General features: G+C 69.2%; 21 protein-coding genes and 1 other RNA gene. 6 read left to right on the plus strand and 16 right to left on the minus strand.

Annotation, left to right across the window (positions count from 1 at the left end):
- Positions 1-269: 269 nt before the first annotated feature.
- The 4 genes from IRZ18_04025 to IRZ18_04040 all read right to left on the minus strand — a co-directional run bounded on the left by IRZ18_04025 (position 270) and on the right by IRZ18_04040 (position 3,484).
- Complete coding sequence (locus IRZ18_04025) at positions 270-611, minus strand: hypothetical protein (GenBank protein MBX5476275.1); 342 nt, start codon at positions 609-611, stop codon at positions 270-272.
- Between the two features lie 31 nt (positions 612-642).
- Positions 643-1,191 (minus strand): MGMT family protein, encoded by a 549-nt coding sequence (locus IRZ18_04030; GenBank protein MBX5476276.1) that lies wholly within the window; start codon positions 1,189-1,191, stop codon positions 643-645.
- A gap of 176 nt (positions 1,192-1,367) precedes the next feature.
- On the minus strand, positions 1,368-2,696 hold the full coding sequence (locus IRZ18_04035; GenBank protein MBX5476277.1) for a hypothetical protein: 1,329 nt from the start codon (positions 2,694-2,696) through the stop codon (positions 1,368-1,370).
- Complete coding sequence (locus tag IRZ18_04040) at positions 2,693-3,484, minus strand: L,D-transpeptidase family protein (protein MBX5476278.1); 792 nt, start codon at positions 3,482-3,484, stop codon at positions 2,693-2,695. The genes IRZ18_04035 and IRZ18_04040 overlap by 4 nt, the downstream gene beginning before the upstream one ends.
- Before the next feature lie 148 nt (positions 3,485-3,632).
- On the opposite strand from IRZ18_04040, the gene IRZ18_04045 reads away from it, so the two are divergent.
- Genes IRZ18_04045 through IRZ18_04065 form a run of 5 tightly spaced genes read left to right on the plus strand, consistent with a single transcriptional unit; the run spans position 3,633 to position 7,048 of the window.
- Entirely contained in the window at positions 3,633-4,262 is a 630-nt protein-coding gene (locus tag IRZ18_04045) for a DUF47 family protein (GenBank protein ID MBX5476279.1), read from the plus strand.
- The gene (locus tag IRZ18_04050; protein MBX5476280.1) at positions 4,255-5,247 is read left to right on the plus strand and encodes an inorganic phosphate transporter; all 993 of its coding nucleotides are present in this window, start codon (positions 4,255-4,257) and stop codon (positions 5,245-5,247) included. Before IRZ18_04045 ends, IRZ18_04050 begins: the two co-directional genes overlap by 8 nt.
- 24 nt (positions 5,248-5,271) lie before the next feature.
- Positions 5,272-5,472, plus strand: a complete 201-nt coding sequence (locus tag IRZ18_04055; protein ID MBX5476281.1) for a YHS domain-containing protein — start codon at positions 5,272-5,274, stop codon at positions 5,470-5,472.
- Positions 5,469-6,704 (plus strand): MFS transporter, encoded by a 1,236-nt coding sequence (locus tag IRZ18_04060; protein MBX5476282.1) that lies wholly within the window; start codon positions 5,469-5,471, stop codon positions 6,702-6,704. Before IRZ18_04055 ends, IRZ18_04060 begins: the two co-directional genes overlap by 4 nt.
- Positions 6,705-6,757: 53 nt before the next feature.
- Complete coding sequence (locus IRZ18_04065; GenBank protein ID MBX5476283.1) at positions 6,758-7,048, plus strand: hypothetical protein; 291 nt, start codon at positions 6,758-6,760, stop codon at positions 7,046-7,048.
- 22 nt (positions 7,049-7,070) lie between these two features.
- Here the strand turns inward: IRZ18_04065 and IRZ18_04070 are convergent, their stop codons facing one another.
- The gene (locus IRZ18_04070) at positions 7,071-7,748 is read right to left on the minus strand and encodes a CBS domain-containing protein (protein ID MBX5476284.1); all 678 of its coding nucleotides are present in this window, start codon (positions 7,746-7,748) and stop codon (positions 7,071-7,073) included.
- Between the two features lie 180 nt (positions 7,749-7,928).
- Between IRZ18_04070 and IRZ18_04075 the strand changes: the two genes are divergently transcribed.
- Positions 7,929-8,399 (plus strand): response regulator transcription factor, encoded by a 471-nt coding sequence (locus IRZ18_04075; GenBank protein ID MBX5476285.1) that lies wholly within the window; start codon positions 7,929-7,931, stop codon positions 8,397-8,399.
- A gap of 713 nt (positions 8,400-9,112) precedes the next feature.
- Here the strand turns inward: IRZ18_04075 and IRZ18_04080 are convergent.
- From IRZ18_04080 to IRZ18_04130, 11 genes are all read right to left on the minus strand, one after another.
- On the minus strand, positions 9,113-9,562 hold the full coding sequence (locus tag IRZ18_04080; GenBank protein ID MBX5476286.1) for a hypothetical protein: 450 nt from the start codon (positions 9,560-9,562) through the stop codon (positions 9,113-9,115).
- Between the two features lie 119 nt (positions 9,563-9,681).
- Positions 9,682-10,095, minus strand: an RNA gene (gene rnpB / locus IRZ18_04085) — RNase P RNA component class A.
- Between the two features lie 344 nt (positions 10,096-10,439).
- Positions 10,440-10,874 carry a ribonuclease HI family protein gene (locus IRZ18_04090; protein MBX5476287.1) on the minus strand — a complete coding sequence of 145 codons (435 nt, stop codon included), beginning with the start codon at positions 10,872-10,874 and terminating at the stop codon, positions 10,440-10,442.
- A gap of 6 nt (positions 10,875-10,880) precedes the next feature.
- Positions 10,881-11,609 (minus strand): hypothetical protein, encoded by a 729-nt coding sequence (locus tag IRZ18_04095; protein ID MBX5476288.1) that lies wholly within the window; start codon positions 11,607-11,609, stop codon positions 10,881-10,883.
- Positions 11,606-12,748 carry a Nif3-like dinuclear metal center hexameric protein gene (locus IRZ18_04100; GenBank protein MBX5476289.1) on the minus strand — a complete coding sequence of 381 codons (1,143 nt, stop codon included), beginning with the start codon at positions 12,746-12,748 and terminating at the stop codon, positions 11,606-11,608. The genes IRZ18_04095 and IRZ18_04100 overlap by 4 nt, the downstream gene beginning before the upstream one ends.
- Complete coding sequence (locus IRZ18_04105; protein MBX5476290.1) at positions 12,705-13,505, minus strand: SAM-dependent methyltransferase; 801 nt, start codon at positions 13,503-13,505, stop codon at positions 12,705-12,707. Before IRZ18_04105 ends, IRZ18_04100 begins: the two co-directional genes overlap by 44 nt.
- A gap of 42 nt (positions 13,506-13,547) precedes the next feature.
- Positions 13,548-14,261 (minus strand): CPBP family intramembrane metalloprotease, encoded by a 714-nt coding sequence (locus IRZ18_04110; GenBank protein ID MBX5476291.1) that lies wholly within the window; start codon positions 14,259-14,261, stop codon positions 13,548-13,550.
- Complete coding sequence (locus tag IRZ18_04115) at positions 14,258-15,100, minus strand: deoxyribonuclease IV (GenBank protein ID MBX5476292.1); 843 nt, start codon at positions 15,098-15,100, stop codon at positions 14,258-14,260. The genes IRZ18_04110 and IRZ18_04115 overlap by 4 nt, the downstream gene beginning before the upstream one ends.
- 290 nt (positions 15,101-15,390) lie before the next feature.
- Positions 15,391-16,236, minus strand: a complete 846-nt coding sequence (locus IRZ18_04120) for a site-2 protease family protein (GenBank protein MBX5476293.1) — start codon at positions 16,234-16,236, stop codon at positions 15,391-15,393.
- A 128-nt stretch (positions 16,237-16,364) separates the two neighbouring features.
- Positions 16,365-16,637 carry a hypothetical protein gene (locus IRZ18_04125; protein MBX5476294.1) on the minus strand — a complete coding sequence of 91 codons (273 nt, stop codon included), beginning with the start codon at positions 16,635-16,637 and terminating at the stop codon, positions 16,365-16,367.
- 262 nt (positions 16,638-16,899) lie between these two features.
- Positions 16,900-17,808, minus strand: a 909-nt coding sequence (locus tag IRZ18_04130) for a tetratricopeptide repeat protein (protein ID MBX5476295.1), incomplete at its 5' end; no start/stop codon positions are given.

The raw sequence follows: 17,808 nt of genomic DNA on the forward strand, positions 1-17,808 counted from the left end.
CGTGAGGGAGATGCTGTCCCGCGGCGAGTGCCCGCCCCCCGAATTCTCCCGCCCCGAAGTGGCCCAGCTTCTGGTGGAGGCCTACCGCAAGTCGTGACTCGGCCGGTCTAAAGCGGTCCGCGTCGCGCCGCGTTTTCCGCGGCCGGCGAGGGCCGCAGGGGCCGCGCGGTCCGCCGCGGGCTCGCAGCGCGGTGGCGTGCGGCCCCGCCGCGCCGCCAGGCCCGGCGGCAAAGACGGCGCGTGCCCGCCTCCCGGCCGCACTCCGACCGTCAGACCGTGGACGGGTGGTGTCGCCGCGGGCGCGGGCGCCCCCTGCGCAGTTCCCGATACCGCATGTAGTACGCGGTGTCCCTGGCGACGGCGAGGGCCCGCTCTCCAGGAATGTCCGGGATGATGTCCTCCGCCCGCCGCCGGTACCATTCCTGGTCCTGGTTCTCGTAGGTCACGTGGAGCTCGACTTCCGAGTCGATCGTGCGCAGCATGGGCAGGTAGAGCTTCATGAGCCTCCGGTAGGCCGCGCGCCGCTCAAGCGGAAGGGACATGTAGAAGTGAAAATGTCCCGTCCACAGGCGGATGTGGTACTCGTCCAGCGGCAGCAGTCTCCGTGTCATCTCGCCGATAGCGTACGCGGCAGCCAACGGTTCAGTGCCCGTACGCCAGCGCGACCCCCACGGCGCGGAACGAGGACACGTCCACCCCCTCCAGCTCGAGGAGCCGCAGCTTCACCTGCGGCCCGCCGCCGCCGTACTGGCCGATGCGGAGGTCCGCCGGCACGACGCGGTGACAGGGCGTGATCAGCATGAACGGATTGGCGGCCATCGCGCCGCCTGCCGCACGCACGGCGCCCGGCCGCCCGGCCTCCCGAGCGAGCCAGCCGTAGCTGCGCACCTCGCCCTTCGGGATTCGCCGGCAGGCGGCCCACACCGCGCGGTAGAACGACGGGCACCCGTCCTCGTCGTACGGGCCGGACCACGCCTCGCCGAGCCGCAACGCCGCCCGCAGGCCCGGCAGGCGCTCTTCCGGCCACGATTCCACCCGTTCCACGACCGCCTCTCCCCTGCCCGCGCGGCGCAGGCGCGCTGCGGCGCCGGCGATCATCTCGGCCTCGTCCGCAGCCCATGCGACGCCGGCCACGCCGCGCTCCGTCCAGGCGACGGCGACGTCACCCCAGAACGACGGGGCGCGGCTCACGGCGAGCCGAGCCGGCCCCTGGGGCGAGCGCCCCTGACGCCGCGGCCCTCCAGCCCCCGTGCCGCTCGAATCCGGTGAGCGATGGTGTCGATCGTCCAACGTGGCGAGCCCCTTTCGCGAACGAATGTTCGTATCCTTCGCCAAGGGGCCGGCCATTCCTCCCAAGGGACCGCGGATCAGCGGGAATGGCCCCACGCCCTGCGGACCGCGTCACTCAGGCGGACGTCCTCGTTTCGGACGAGGCCACCCACGGCTGGACGGACGACCTCCCACGCGGCGCGCGTGGGCGCGTCCCACCGGGGCGGGAACGGCACGAAGCGGCCGGCGCTCGCCGATTGCAGCGCCCAGCCGACGGCCGACGCCCACGCTTTCGGCGCCTGCGCCTGCCATGCGGCGGCGCCCTCCCGTCCCGCGGGCACCATCCCCAGCGCCGCCTCCACCTGGCTGTCCCGCCAGAGGCTGTAGTCGCGAGCGACCTGCACGGCTGCCTGCGTGTGCGCCGCACCCTGGTACGGCTTTTGGTAGAAGACGTACACGCCGGCCACGCCCAGCACCGGCCGCGGCTCGCCGCCGCCGGGAGGCGGCGCGGGCGCCGCCCACGGCAGGCGGCGCATCACCTGGCTCAAGGATGGCGGCGTCAGCCCGCCGATCACGACGGCCTGCCGCTTCACGAAGCGGAACAGCGCCGTCTCCTCCGCTCCCGCATCGACGGACGGAAGCGCCTGCGCCGCGGCCAACTCGTCGAGCGCAGCGGCCACGCGCGCCCAGGCGCGGGCGTCCGGGCCGGCCGCCGCGAACATCTCAAGCGCCGCCCGCTCGCCTCCCGCGTCCATGACGAGGGCGTCGTGGTTCATCCGCCACCAGAGTTCGGCGTTCTTCTTCATGGCGCCGAGCAGGTCGTCCGGACCGGGCGCGCCCCCATCGTCCTTGAGCCGATCGGCGTCGACCACCCACCACCAGAAGGCCAGCCACCGCGGGAAGGCGGCCAGCCCGCGGGCGTCGCGCAGCGCGGCGAGGCCGGCGCCGGTCCAGGCCTTCGGGTCGATGACGCCCTGCCTCCGGTCCGACTCACCCGAGCGGAAATACGGCTCGAGCGGCACGCGCCAAGCCGTCGTGAGCGGCGCCCAGTCGTATGGCGCAGCGAAGACGTCCGGTCCGCGCCCGCGGGCGAGGGCGGCGTCCAGGGTCGCCTGCGCCTCGGCCGGCGGAAGGATCCGCACGTCGACGGTGATGTTCGGATGCGCCTTGTGGTACGCGGCCGCCCAGGCAGCCACGCGGTCCCGGTACGGGGCGCCCGGGACGGGCTTGTCGACGTCCCAGAGCGTGACCTTGTACGCGCCCTTCGGGTTCAGCGCGACCGGGCGGAACGCCGGCCGCTCCCCGGAGTAGCCCGGCTGCGCGGGCCACCAGACGAGGACCCCGTACGCGGCGACCGCCGCGACGAGGAGCGTCCCGGCCACCCCCGCAATCCACGCGTTGCTCGGCTTTCGAAACCAGCGCCTCATCGCTCTCGCTCACCCTCGTGGCGCAATCCCACCAGCCATTGCAGGTCTCGGCCGGCTTCGCCGTCGACGGGCAATCCGTAGAACGCCTCGACCTGCCGGACCGCTTCGACCATCTTCGTCCCGTACCGGCCGTCCGCGCGGCCGACATCGTAGCCGGCCTGCCGCAGGCGGAACTGCAGGACGACGACGTCCTGGCCGCTTTCGCCGGGCTCGAAGAGGTCGCGCGGGATGACCTCGGGTTCCGGGCCGATGATGTTGACCGGCGTGCCGAGCGGGACGAGCGGGAACAGCTCGATGACGTTCTCGTTGAACATGCGGAAGCAACCGTGGCTCGCCCTCGTGCCGATCGACCACGGCTTGTTCGTCCCATGAATTCCGTAGATGCCCCACGGTACGTCGAGGCCCATCCAGCGCGGCCCGAAGCCGTCGCCCCAGTCGCGGTCCTTGTGCACCACGCGGAACTCGCCCACGGGCGACGGATCCTCCTCCGTGCCGATGGCGACCGGATATTTCTTCACCTTCTGGCCCTTGACGTACAGGGTGATCGTCCGCTCGTTCAGGTCGATCACCAGAAGACGATCCTTCGGCGACGGCTCCTCGGCGGCGGCGAGCATCCGCCCGAACACCTCGCGCCACCGTTCCGCGAACGCCGGGATCGCGGCCACCACAGGCGCCGGCTGGCCTTCACCGCACGCGGGCGAACCGGCCGCCGCCGCCGGTCCGCGGCCACACCCCGGCAGGAGCGACACGAACACGGCAACGATCGCCGTCCAGCGGCGCGCCCGCACGCCCTTGACCCCCTCCGCACGCTAGAACGGTATGGCGTCGCGCACCGGCCTAGAACGGCCGCCCCGCCGGCCGAAGCCACGCCATCGGGCCTTGAGAAACGGTGCGACCCCTGTAAGATGTGGGAGGATAGTTTGAGGGGGGACAGGCGTGTTCATCTCGACGAAGCGCAGCCGGTTCTACGACCTGCTCGCGCGCCAGGCCGAGGCGGTCCACCGGGGCGCCGAGGCCCTTCGCAGCGTCGTCGAGCACTTCTCCGCCACCACGGAGCGCAAGCAGTGGTCGGAGAAGGTGCGCCAGGTGGAGCAGGAGGGCGACGGCATCGAGCGCGAGATCATCGACGAGCTCAACCGCTCGTTCATCACGCCGCTCGACCGCGAGGACATCTACGCGATCGCGTCGGGAATGGAATTCATCCTGGACGTCATCGAAGGCGTCGCCGACCGCATCGAGCTGTATTCCATCGAACGGCTGATCCCCGAGATCGAGGCTCAGGCCGCGGGGCTCTGCCGGGAGACGGGTGCGCTGGTCCAGATGATCGCCGACCTGCGCAACCTGAACAAGACGGAGCTCATGCGCGCGATCCAGGACCTGAAGGCGGCAGAGAGCGAGATGGACCGCCACTACCGGTCGGGCATGGCCTCCCTCTTCCACAACGACAAGCTCTCCGCGCTCGAGGTCTTCAAGCTGAAAGAGATCAGCGAGGCCATGGAAGAGGCCTCCGACCATTGCGAGGACGTGGCCGACACCATCGAAAGGATTGTCATCAAGCATGCCTGAGACGGCCACCGGCACCGTGGTGCTCGTCGTGCTCGCCGCCCTGGCCTTCAGTTACATCAACGGCTTTCACGACACTGCCAACGCGATCGCCACCTCGGTGTCCACGCGCGTGCTCACCCCGCGGCAGGCCGTGCTCATGTCCGGGGTGCTGAACTTCCTCGGAGCGCTCTTGTCCACCGGCGTGGCGGCGACGATCGGCAAGGGGATCGTCCGCCCGTCGTCCGTCACCTTGACGATCCTGCTGGCCGCCCTCTCCGCGGCGATCCTGTGGAATCTCGTCACGTGGTACTACGGCATCCCGTCCAGTTCGTCCCACGCCCTCATCGGCGGCGTCATCGGCGCGGCGGTGGCGGCCCACGGCTGGGGCGTGGTGGAACCGACGGCCTTCCACCAGGTCCTCCTGCCCTTGCTCGTCTCCCCGCCAGCCGGCCTCGTCGCCGGGTTCGTCGTCATGACGGTCTTGTACATCCTCCTCCGCAACTGGACACCGGCGCGCGTCAACGCCTGGTTCTCCAAGTTCCAGATCCTCTCCGCCGCGTGGATGTCGCTCACCCACGGCCTGAACGACGCGCAAAAGTCCATGGGCATCATCACCATCGCGCTGGTGGCGGCCGGCGCGATCCCATCCTTCCACGTCCCGCTCTGGGTGAAGATCGTCGCGGCGCTCACCATGGCGGCCGGCACGGCCGCCGGCGGATGGCGGATCATCCACACGCTGGGCGTGCGCATGATCCGGCTGGCCCCCGTGCACGGTTTCGCCTCGGAGTTCGCCGCGGCGACGATCATCAGCCTGGCCAGCGCCTTCAAGATGCCCGTGAGCACCACGCACGTGATCGCGTCCAGCGTCATGGGCGTCGGGAGCGCGAAGAACGTGCGTCAGGTGCGGTGGGTCATCGCCACGGAGATCATCATCGCCATGTTCGTCACCATCCCCGTCACGGCCGTGATCGCCGGCGCGCTTTACGAAGCCATTCGACTCCTATAGCTTCGAAGCAAAGGGGGGCCGTCGATGGTTCGCTGTCCGGTGTGCGGCATGGCCATGGACGAGGCGACCGCCGCGGAGCTCGGCGCGGAGGTCGTGGAGCATGCGGGAGAAACGTTGTACTTTTGCGGCCGGTACTGTCGCGACGCGTTCGTGAAGGAACCCGCGCGGTACCTGGCGCGGCGAGGCGACGGCGCAGGCGCTGAGGCCGGCGAGGATCCGTCGTGACGGCCCTCTCGCCCGCCATGCGGACCCGCCTGCCGGACTGGTTCAGCCTCTCGGTCTTCTGGTTCGCACTCAACTTCCATTGGGGCGCTCTGTTGACGATCCTCATCCCCACCCAGATCCTGCAATACGTACCGGAGGCGGAAAAGGCCCGCGCGCTCGGCCTGGCCGTCGGCTGGGGCGCGGTGGTGGCGATGGTCGTGCAGCCGCTCGCCGGGGCATGGAGCGACCGGCTTCGCCCGCGGGCGGGGCGCCGGCCGTTTCTGGTCGCCGGCACGCTGGGCAACGTCGCGGCGCTGCTGGCCCTGGCGTACGCCCCCTCGTTCGGCGCGCTCCTCGCAGCGGTCCTCCTCGTGCAACTGGCGAACAACGTCGCCGGCGCGGCGTACCAGGGGTACATCCCGGACCTCGTGCCGCCGGACAAACGCGGCGTCGCGTCCGGCTACATGGGGCTCATGACGATGATGGGCAACATCGCGGGGGTCGGCCTGGCGGGCGTCCTGGTGCGACCGGGCCAGACGTCCGCGTTTTATTGGGTCATCGCCCTCGTCCTGCTGCTGTGCCTGGCCGTCACGGTCTGGCGGGTGCCGGAGGCGCGCACCGGCGAGGCGCCGCCGTGGTCGCAGCTCTGGCGCTCGTTCTGGGTGAATCCGCGCCGCCACCCCGACTTCGCCTGGCTCTTCGTCACGCGCGCGCTGGTCATGCTGAGCTTCTACATCCTCCTGGTCTTTCTGGAGTACTTCATCAAGGACGAGGTCACGGCGACGTCATACGTGCAGATGACGACCGTCGTCAGCCTGGCGGTGCTCCTGGGCGCGACGGTCAGCGCCATCGCCGCCGGGGCCGCCTCCGACCGCCTCGGCCGCAAGCCGATCGTTGCCGCGTCGGGCATCCTCATGGCCAGCACTGCCGCGATGTTCACGTTCGTCCACGGCTGGCCGCTGGTGCTTGCCGGCGGGGTCCTCTTCGGTCTGGGATACGGCGCCTTCACCAGCGTGGATTGGGCGCTGGCCGTGGACGTGCTCCCCTCCGCCGCCCATGCGGCCAAGGACTTGGGCCTTTGGAGCATCGCGTCCATCGTGCCGCAGGTCGCGGCGCCGGCGATCGGCGCTTGGGCGCTGGCCGTGGGCGGGAGCATCCGGCCGGACCTTGCCTACCCTGCGCTCTTCGCCACCGCATTCGCCGCCGGGCTTCTCGGGTCTCTCCTCGTCTGGCGCATCCGCGGCGCGCGGTAGTCGTGAGGCGGCCGGCCGCGGATGGAGTACGCTAGTCAGGGAGGTGTTCCACGTTGGACATCTTGCTCAGTCGAGATGCGGCGAAGCGGCTCATGGAAGCGTTGCAGGCACAGGGGCAGGAGGCCGTACGGCTCAAGGGGCTCAGGGACGGCACCTGGCAGCTCGCGTTCGACCGCGTCCATCCCGGTGACTACGCGGGAGAGGTCGCCGGCGTCCCGTTTGCCGTCGACCCGGCGACGGCCGAAGAGTTCGAACAGGTGATGGTCGCGTGGGTGAACGGCGAGTTCGTCGCCGGCCCCATCCTCGAACACGGCTGCGGCTTCGACACGGAGATCCGGGAATAGCGGAGGCGGCGCCGGCAGGCGATCAGTCGTCGATCGAGCTGTCCGGGTCGGCGAGAAGGCCGAGGGCCGAGCCGATCCGCCGCCCGTTTTCGAAGTTGATGGCATCGAGCACGCCGAACCCTGCCATGGCGAACGCGTGCGCAAGACGGCCCGGGCTCGCCACGGAAACGCGCAGGACGACGACGTAGCGGTCCGGTTGATCCGCGCGGTGGGTGATGAGGTGCGTGATGTTGCCGTGGTGCTCGTACACGATCTCGGCCAGGCGGGCGATCTGTCCCGGGCGGTCGATGACGAGCAGCGTGTACCGCGTGTTCGTCTCGCCGAGCCCGAACAGGCGGCAGAGTTCGGCGAACAGCGCGTCCCGGGTGACGATCGCCGCGAAGCGGCCGTCCGCTTCCACGACGGGCAAGAAGTTGTACGGCTGGCCGACCATGCGTGCCGCCGCCTCTTCCACGAGAGACGAGAAGCGGACCGGATCGGGCGCCGGACCCATGATCGATCCGACCGGCTCGTCGGGCGAGCGGTTCGCGAGGGCGTGTTGATAGAGCGCCTCGGACGTGATCACGCCGACGATCGCCTGGTCCTGCACGACGGGGATGGAGTGAAGCCCCGTCTCCTCCACCAGCGCCAGCGCTTCCGCCGCCGTGGCCGTCACGGTGACGCACTGCACGTTGCGCACGCAAACGTCTCGGACGAACAAGCACAGCCACCCTTTTCCGGAGAACTATTCCTTCCGGACGTGTGGGCGATGCCACAGAAGGAGGGGGTTCGCGGCTCGCGCCCGAATTCCTTCGGGTCTAAAAATTACTTTGCTCGACACCGTTCGACTGTCCAAAACGTCCAGTTGTTCCATAGTTAAGTCCCGGGGGTCTCGCGCGACTTGTCCACAATGGTGTACGTCATCGACGACGAACCGGCCATACGCCAGATTTTCACCATCGCCCTGGAACGGGCACGCTTCAAAGTTCACACGTTCCCTTCGGGCGGTCAGTTCGTTCGCCAGGCGCCGGCGGAGCCGGACATCATGGTCCTGGACCTCATCATGCCGGGCCTCAACGGGGACGAAGTCGCGCGCATCTGCCGGCGTGATTGGGGCTGGAACCGTGTGCGCATTTGCGTCATCACGGGCAGCCTGATGCTCGCCCGGGGCTCGTTGACGGACGTCGACGAGGTTCTCGAAAAGCCGGTGTCCATCGACCAGCTCGTCACGACCGTGCAGCGGCTGGCGGAGCAGGAACCTCCGGCGGACGCGCCTCCGTCGGGTGTGCCGCCTCAACTTGACCCTCCGCTTCAGTACGCAGCCGAAGCTTCGCCTCCGCCCGGTCCAGAATCAGCTCGTTCGAACGCATGAGCGCATCGGCCAGCGCCATCACCACCTCCGCCTCTCCATGGCGGCGCAGCCAGTCCGTTAAGCGTTCGCCCGAATCGGCGGGCAACTCGCCGGCGTACTTTTCCAGCCACGCCACAAGGGACGCGACAACACGCTCTCGATCCCGATCTGCGGCCTCGTCCGTCACAGGCGGCTCCGGACCGGGCGCCGGGACATGCTCCGGGTTCGGCGTTCGGCCAGCGCCCTTAGGTCCGCCCGCGGCCGCCGCGGCCGGCTTGCGGCCCGCCCTGCGGTTCGCAGGGGCGTCCGCGCGCGGCGCGCCCGCCCCGTCCTCGGCGCGGTGGACGTGGCGCCGGATGAAGCGGTCAAACTCCGGATCCAGGCGGCGCAGCGCGTTCACCCGCTGCATGATGGCGCTGGGCCGCCGTCGCAACCGCCGGTGCAGGCCGGCGGCCGTCGCCGTCAAGTTGCCGGTCAGCGGCAGCCCTTCGCGGATCCCCGCCTTCAGGAGCCGGTCCTCCTCCTCCGTCCACGGCGTCGTGATGATCTCCTGACGCACCTCGACCACGCCACGCACCCTTCCTGGGATCGGGACTTGCGATCTTCGGGATTGTCTGAACGTATATGTGGCCGCACGAGGCGGCATGAGGCCCGGCGGGAGAGCGGGTCGGCTCTGGTCCGCACGTAGCGTGCGCGAGGCGCGCGGCCCCTATGCGCGGCGCCGCGTCCCCGGCTCACGGCGACGCCCCCGACGACGGCGAGCGGACCGGCCGGTTCTCCGGCTCCTCGATGGGCAAGCGGCATCGCCTCCGCTCGCCGCAGACGGTGCGGTGGCTGATCGTGAGGTATCCGCCCCAATCGACCCGGCCATCGGCGCACGGCAGCCGGTATTGCAGCGTCTCGTCGCTGTCGATGGCCCCGGGCCCCCGCATGGCGCGCGCGGCCGGCCGGCGCCCGCGCGCCCCGGCGAGCGGGACCCACACGCGCACGCCGGTCGCGGGCCCCGGTCCGAGGTTTTCGATCTCCGCCACCCAGTCATCGCCGTCGCGACCGAACGATTTCAGCCGGAACACGCACCGCCAGGGCGCGCGGATGATCTCTCTCGTAAGCCAAACGTTGACGGCCGTCAGCGCCGCCAGGACCAGGGGGCCGCAGGCCACGATCCAGCCCAGCGGTCCGGACATTGAGCGTGCCACCTCCCGTGCAGGTGGAGCATTCCCCGCGCGCCGGGGTTTCACGGGCCACTGCGGCGCCCGGCGGCGCCGAACACACGAAAGCGGCACCCGCTGCCGCGGGTGCCGCGCATTCGAGCCGGCCTGTAAGCCGAATTCTGTCGTGAACGGTCATTTATCTGGGACGGCAGTCGCCTGCCGCCTCAAGCGACCAACCCGGGAGGTCGGCGGGCCGCGTCATCCCTCCCCTATTTGGTCTTGCAGCGAGTGGGGTTTGCCAAGCCGGCCGGTTGCCCGACCGCTGGTGCGCTCTTACCGCACCGTTTCAGCCTTGCCTGGACGGGACCCGATGACGCGCGGGCCGCCCGTTCGGGTCCGACCGGGTGCCCGTGAGCGTTCGCTCGCGTCCAGGCGGTCTTCTTTTCTGTGGCACTTTCCCTGGGGTCGCCCCCGCCAGGCGTTACCTGGCACTCTGCCCTGCGCTGTTCGGACTTTCCTCGGGTACGGCGTCGCCGCCCTGTACCCGCGACCGTTCGGCCGACTCAAAAAGCAAGCTTGGATCCGTGCGAATGACATGGGGTGCGGCCAAGGCGTCGGCGCTGCGATCGAAGGCGTCTCACCGCCTGAGGCGACGGTTGATGCGTCCGTGGTTCATGCTCGCTGCAAAGCGTGCGACGGCGTCGGCTGCGAAGAAAAAGTGCGTCGAGCGCTGCGTTCGATGCGGCGAATTGAGTACGATCGGCGCTGCGACGTCGATTGGGTCGAAAGATCCACTTGCGGAGCGACGCCGATTGACCGCGCCCACGAGACCGCATTCTAGCACGGTCGCGCAAGGTTGTAAACCGTCGCGCCGCCGGCCGTCGCGTTCGACGCTCGCGCCGGCGGCGCGTCAGGCGCGGCCGGCGCCGTCGATGCCCTCGTTTGCGAGCCGGTCGGCGTCCCGGTTGCGCTCCCGCGGCACGTGGACGATGTCGAACGCGGCGAACGAGCGCGCCAAACGCAGGGCCTCGTCGTACAGCGGGCGCAGGTGCTCCTGCTTGACCCGATACACGCCGAGCAGCTGGCGCACCATGAGCTCGCTGTCGGAAAAGACGCGGACGCGGTCCGCCCCCAGTTCCTTGGCCCGGCGCAGGCCTCGAAGAAGCGCCGTGTACTCCGCGACGTTGTTCGTCGTCGCCCCGATCGGCTCGGCGATGCGCTCCAACGTCCGGCCGTCTTCGCCGATGATGACGACGCCGATGCCCGCGGGACCCGGGTTTCCGCGTGCCGCACCATCCGTGTGCAGGACGAGAAAGCGCCCGTCCGGCGAGGCCGGGGAATCGATCACGAGTCATTCACCACCCGACGCGAGAATGCGCTGGCAGCGTTCGCACCGCTCCAAAAGCCCGCGCTGCACCCGCTGCGCCACGGTGCGCGGGAGTTCCACGCCGCAGGCCCGGCAGACGCCGTCGTGCACGCGCGCCAGCGCCTGGCCGCGGCCGGCCCGGCGCGCGCGCTCGTACTCCGCGCGCACGCCGGCCGCGATCTCCGCCAGAAGGGCATCCCGCCGTTCGCGCAGGCCCCGCGCCTCCTCCGCGAGCGCGTCGCGGTTTCCCAGCGCGGTCCGGCGCTCCTCGTCCTCCGCCTGCTCGGCGGTGACCAACGCCTCTTTCGCGCGAGCCAGGTGGGCCTGGAGCTGGTCGAGGCGCTCCATGGCCTCCAGCTCCTCCGTCTCAAGGCGGCCGGCCCGCTCGCGCGCCGCGGCGATCTGCCTCTCCACGCTCTCGATTTCCTTCGCGCTGCGCACGGCGCCGCCGTACAACCGCTCGTTCATGCGCGCAGCCTCGTCTTCGGCGGCGCGGCGCTCCCGCTCCGCCGCCCGCCGGAGCCTCTCCCACTCCTGGATGTCCCGCTCCAGGCGCTCCACGCGCGCGGCGGCCTCGGCGCGGCGCTCCGAGGCCTTCGCCCACATGCGGCCGCTCTCGATGGCCTCAAGGCGCGCGACGACCTCGTCGAGGCGGGCGTCGACCTCTTGCAGCGTCCAGAGCCGTGCGAAATCGACCGTCTCTCCGCTGGTCAACGGAACCCTCCCTCCGGCCTGCCGGCGAACCACTCGTCCGCGCCGGGTTCCGCCTCCGCCCAGACGGGCAGTTCGATGCCTTCTTCGGCCAACCGCGCGCGAATCCTGGCGACCCAGTCCGAAACGAGCAGGCGTCGTGCCGTCGAACCGTCCGCGCACACGGCGGGCAACGGCAGGTCGTCGCACCCCAAGGCCGCGTCCAGACCATACCCGACGACGACATCCGCGCCGGCGGCCCCGGCCGCCGCCACGATGCGATCGCCGCCACCCGTGCAGACGGCGACGCGCCGCACCGGCGTCTCCGGCCGGCCCCGCACGCGCCACCGACCTCCGGCCGCGGCCACCAGCGATTCGACGAACGCGCGCAGGGACATCGCCTGCGAGAGCTCGCCGACACGGCCACGCGCGCGGCGCACGCGCCCGACGTTCGCCAGCGGGATCAGGTCGTACGCCACTTCCTCGTACGGGTGGGCGGCCAGCATGGCCGCGACCGCCGCGTCACGACGCGACTCGGGCACGATCGTCTCCAAGCGCACCTCTGGCACGCGCTCGACTTGCCCCGTCGCCCCGATGAAGGGGTTCGTACCTTCCAGGGGCCGGAACGTGCCGGTGCCGGCCGTCTCGAAGGCGCAGCTGTCGTAGTTGCCGATGTGACCGGCGCCGGCCTGCGCCAGGGCGGCGCGCACCGCGTCCTCGTGGCCCTGCGGCACGAAGACGACGAGCTTGCACAGCGGCTCATGCTCCAGCGGCTCCAGCAGGCGCACGCCCTGCAAGCCGAGACGGGCGGCGAGGGTGTCCGCCGGGCCGGGCACCGCCTCCTCCAGGCCCGAGCCGCCCACGAATACGCTGACGGAATGGCGCACGATGGCCTCGATGAGAGCCCCTGCCGGCGTGTCGGACCGAATGTGGCGAAGCGGCCCACGCCAGAGCGGGCGGCGAGCGACGATCAGCCCCGCGCCCCGGTCGGCCGCATGCGCGACGACCGCAGGTGTCACGGCCGTCGCGACGAGCACGCCGGACGCCGGCGCGTCCGGTGCCCCGGCCACGAGCCCGGCCGGCTCTTCGGCGCCCGCAGCCGGCGTGAGAAGGTCGCGTTCAAGGATCTGAAGGATCTTTCCGACGGGTGCCGCCACGGACATGATTGGCCAACTCCTCCAACGCGGCCGCGGCGTCCAGGTGGCGCCGGCGGGCCTCCTCGCTGCGGGGGCCGCGCGGGACGATCGCCATCGCGGTCTCCCGGTGGCGCCGCGCGCGCGCCCTCAGCGAAGCCGCCAACAGCGGATGGCGCACTCGCCAAAGGAGCGGCCCGACGGTCCAGACGTACTCCGCCGGCACGGACGGCGGAAAGCCGACGCCCTCCGCCACGGCCTTGTCCAGCATGTGGGCGGGCAGGCGGGCCTCGCCGGCCGGCGGCCCGCTCAGCGCCACCGCGGCGTAGAAGCGACCGTCCTCTTCGGTCAATTCTTCGGCGACGATCGTCCAGCCCCTCGCCACTGCCCAGCGGCGCATGAACGGCAGCGCCTGCACGGGTTGAAGGACAAGCCGCCCTGCGGACGCCGCGACCTCTGCGCCCTCGTCGATCACGCGCGCGATCGTGCGCCCGCTCATGCCCGCGAGCACGATCGCGCCCGCCTCGCCCGGCCGGAGCGGCGCCAGCCCCTCGCCCACACGGACGTCGAGAAGGCCGGCCACGCCGTGCCGCTCGGCGAGCCGTCGCGCCTGCTCGGCCGCCTGCGGGAGCCGGTCGGTGGCGATCGCCCTCGGGATGCGACCGGCCGCGAGCAGGTGCACCGGCAGGAGGCCATGGTCCGTCCCGACGTCCGCCACGACCGCGCCCTCCGGCAACAGGCGGGCTACCATGGAGAGCCGCGGCGAAAGCGCCGGCGGAGCCGTCATGCTCGTCCCTCCGCGACCATTTTGCCCGAGCCGGCGAGCGCTTCAGAATGAGATCGACAGCACGGTGGCGACCAGCGCCACGCCGTTGAACATCGCGTGCGCGACCGTGGACGCGACGAGCGAGCCCGTCTTCGCATAGATCCACGCGAAGCCGAAACCGGTGACGGCCAGCGGGACCATCAGCGTGAGCGAGACGTGGGCGGCGGCGAAGAGCAGCGAGCTGACCACGGCGGCGACCCAGAAACCACGGGGCCTGAGCCACTCGAACAACAGGCCACGGTAGAACAGCTCTTCCGCCAGCGGTGCGGCCAGGACCACGGCCGCGAAGAGGCCGGCGAGGGCGAGTGGGTCGCGAAACGCCGACGGGTCGGTGAGAAGCGGGTTGTTCTGCTCGATGCTCGGCACGAACCGCGACTCGACGTACGTGACCACGTCACTCGCAAGCTTCACGCCGAGCCCGCCGAGCACGCCCCAGACGAGGACGGCGTCGCGCCCCGGCCACCGGTACAGCGCCCACGCCTGCGCGGCCGCCTTCCGTGCAGCCAGCCACAGCCACTCGACCCCCAAGAGGAAGGGCGACGACACGAGGTAGGCGAGCAGGAGCACCAGCCTGCCGAGCTCCCGCGAACCGGCACCGGCCAGGGATCCGAGCACGGTCGAGAGGGCGATGATCAGGGCCACCCCGACCTGGCTCACGACGTAGATGAGCAGCAGATCCCACCCGGTCCAACGCGTGCGCTCGGCCAGGACCGTCACCCCGCTGCTGCGATTTCGCGCGCCGTACGGATATGGTCGGCGTACTCGCGCCAGTCGTCGACCGGTGTTTCGAGCTCCCACGGAAGCGCCCGGAAAAACGGATGCGAGAGAACGGTATGCAGGCCCGCCCGTCCGATTTCCCCCTCGCCGAGCTTCGCATGGCGATCCTTGCGGCTGCCGAGGCCGAACTTCGAATCGTTCAAGTGCAGGGCCCTCACGCGCCGCAGCCCCACGGTGCGCTCCAGCCGGTCAAGGACGTCCGCGAGGCCGGCTTCGGTGGCGATGTCGTAGCCGGCGGCGTACAGGTGGCAGGTGTCGAGGCAGACGCCCACGCGCTCCGGCCAGCCGAGCCGCTTCATGATTTCCGCCAGCTCTTCGAACGTGCCGCCGATCTCCGTCCCTTGCCCCGACATGCCCTCGAGGAGCAGCATCGTGTCGCCCTGCGCCTCCAGGGCGTAGGCGATGCCCTCCACGATGCGCTCGATGCCGGTCTCGACGCCGTCACCGCCGTGCGAGCCGGGATGCATGACAAGATACTCACAGCCGTACCGGTGGGCGCGCTCCAGGTCGTCGCGAAGAGTCTGCCGCCCGAACTCCCGCGCTTCCTCCTTCGGGCTGGCGAGGTTGATGGTGTACGGCAGGTGGCCCACGATGGGAAAGATGTCCGCCTCCTCGCGCGCGACGGTCCACTGCCGGATCTCGTCATCCGACATGGCCCGCACCGCGCCGCCGCGGGGGTTCCGGGTGAAGAACGCGAAGGTGTTCGCTCCGACTTCGATCGCGTCCTTGACCGCCTGGGGCAACCCCTTCGCGATCGACAAGTGGGCACCCAAACGCAACTCGCTTGACGGCGTTGACACGCGCACACCTCCCGGGATCACGTCGAACAGTGTACCATGCCGACAAAGATGGCTGGAAAGCTGGTCCCAGCAGGGGGGCGTGGAGGCGTTATTCCTCGTCTATCCCTTGCGCGCTTGAACGCCCCCTGCCTGCCCGGTGACCTCTACTGCAATCTCGTGGAGGGAATCGACGCTGCAATCAGCACGAGGGGTTCGCTTGAAAAAGGGGCCTGCCGGAGTCGTTGCAAAGCGGTCGGGCCCCTTTCTGGCTTGTTGCTTGGCCACTGAGGTTACGTGAGTGCCTGATAGCTCAGAAGCGCCATGCCGCCAAGACCCGCCACGAGGACGGCGTAGGTGGCGGCGTACGCAGCGCGCACCTTGGGCGGCACGGCAAGATACCCGGATTTGCCTCTTGCGGTGAGGATTTGAGCCACTCCGAGAACCATGATCACGGCAAGAATGGGATCGGACATGATCCACGCCAGGTATCCCACCACCGGAATCCCGAGGATCCATATGGCCGGGCTGACCGCGGCGACGATCCGTCCTCCGTCCAGTGGGTGCACGGGGATCAAGTTGAAGAGGTTCAGAATAAATCCGAGATAGGCAAGGGCCAGGAAGAGCTCTCCTCCGCCCGCCAGGTACAACCCGTAGCAGATGAGGGATGCCAAACTCCCGGCAAGGGGTCCGCCCGCGGCGACAAACGCTTCCGTGTTGGCATTCTCTGGACGGTCCTTCATGAAGATCAAAGCGCCGACAAAGGGAATGAACACGGGTGAAGTCACGTTCAAGCCCTTCAGCTTCGCCGCGAGCACGTGCCCGTATTCGTGAAGCGCAAGAAGAAGGACAAACCCGATGGCGAACTTCCACCCGTACCGACGCGCATAGACCACGATGGTCAGGAGCATGGAGAGGAGCGTAAGGGCGATCTTGTTGATCTTCAAGAAGACGATCGCCGGTTTAAGGAGCAGCGGCACGATGACCTTCAATTTTGAAACAACGTAGGCAACCGACATCCATCGAATCCATGACGGTTGTCGACGAGGTTTTTCAGCATCAAGATGGGATGCCGCGGCGTCAGAAACCTCAAAACCCCCGTCTTCGTTCGCGGTTGTGTTCAGACGAGACTCATCCACGCCACTGCACCTCAAGCCTAAGTTTAATCTGGGCGTATTTCACTTCGCCTAACAGGCCATGTGAGGTAGCGGTTTGCGTTCAGAACGCTTGGGCCCGTGCGAGCCCAAGCAGTTGACTGCCGAGCAAGTCAAAATGGCGTTTCCATCGACCATGCGTGCTCACGCCCTGATTTAGTGATCACCGTTACTTGTAACTTGGCCTGTTCTGTTGCGTTGCCGAGACAGCCATGAATCACGTATGAGCGCACGAGAACGGTTGGGGTGTGTTCTGCCTGCATCAGCGGCTCGACCTCCTCGACGTCATACGAGCTCGGCCACTGAATCGAGGCAGACGTAATGGGTTCGGTACATCCCACGGAGATGGTGATCACCGGCTCTCCGTTCTTGTTGAACGTTTGCATGCGGCCCATCGAACAAGGAAGCGGATGAGATCGTGGTGTCAAAAGAAATTGCGTGCCAAGCCACAATACTGACACCGCTGCGAGGATTGTGACGTGTCTAGATGTTCTCACGTCTAGCGTCACCCTGCTTCAGACTATGCAGCCCTCCGTGACACTGGCTGCTGGAAGGGCCCGGACCTGGAACCCAGCGCGTCCATCCATCACCTGCATCATCCTAAGCGGCGAGTTGCGATGTCGCTCCCGGCGTTGATTCGGATTGCCGCTAAAGTCCCAACCGGGCCGCCACGTCCTCGTAGTCCGGGTCCTCGGCGTAGAGCTTCTCGAGCTCACTGCGCGCCCGCCCGCGCTGGCCGAGGTCCTCGTAGACCAGCGTCCGTTCGTACCTGATCGCCCGAAGCAGTTCCTCGGACCGGCCCTTCTTCCGGCGCAGGGCGTCCGTCAGGGTCTCCCGCGCAGCGTCCAACAACCCCAGCCCGCGCAGGGCTCTGGCCTTGTACAGAAGCAGCGCGGTGTGGACCGGCGTCTCGTTCTCGATGCCTTCGGTCAGCCGCACGACCTTTCGACATGCGTTCTTGTCGCCCGGGCGGGCGGTGAGCAGCAGCTCAGCGAGGGACACCTTCACCACCACGTCGTCGGGTTCGAGCCGCTGCAGTCTCTCCAGGCAGGCGATGGCGTCCTCCCAGCGCTCCAGACGCTGGTACACTTCGGCCAAACCAAGCAGGACGCCGCGCAGGTCCGGGCCCACGTGCGCGGATACCTCGTCTGTGATGGGGAGGCTCATGGTGGCGGAAACGCCGTACTTGGAGAAGCAGCTTCCCAAACGGTCGTGCTTCTCGGCGGCCGCCGCCAGGTACCTTGCGGCTTCTTCCAGCCGCTCCTTTTTGAGGGCCAGAAAACCTGCAAGGTACGCGCCGTCAGCCAGGTGGACAGCCTTCTCGAGGTGTTGGAGGGCCTTCTCTTCGTGGCCGAGGACCAACTCCCGGCACCCGTCGACCAGGGCCTCCTCGTCGTCTGGGGTGATGAGCCGCTGGAAGAAGCCCAGGGTCAGACGGTCCTCCGGGCGGACCGTCGGGACGGCCGGAGCGGCGTGGAACGGGGTTCTGGTGCCGCGGGACCGTCTGCTCGAAAGCGTGGTCGTGTAGTAAAGGCCCGTTCCCGGAAGGCCCACCGT

The organism is Clostridia bacterium (assembly GCA_019683875.1).
Lineage (GTDB): Bacteria > Bacillota > Sulfobacillia > RBS10-35 > Bu92 > Bu92.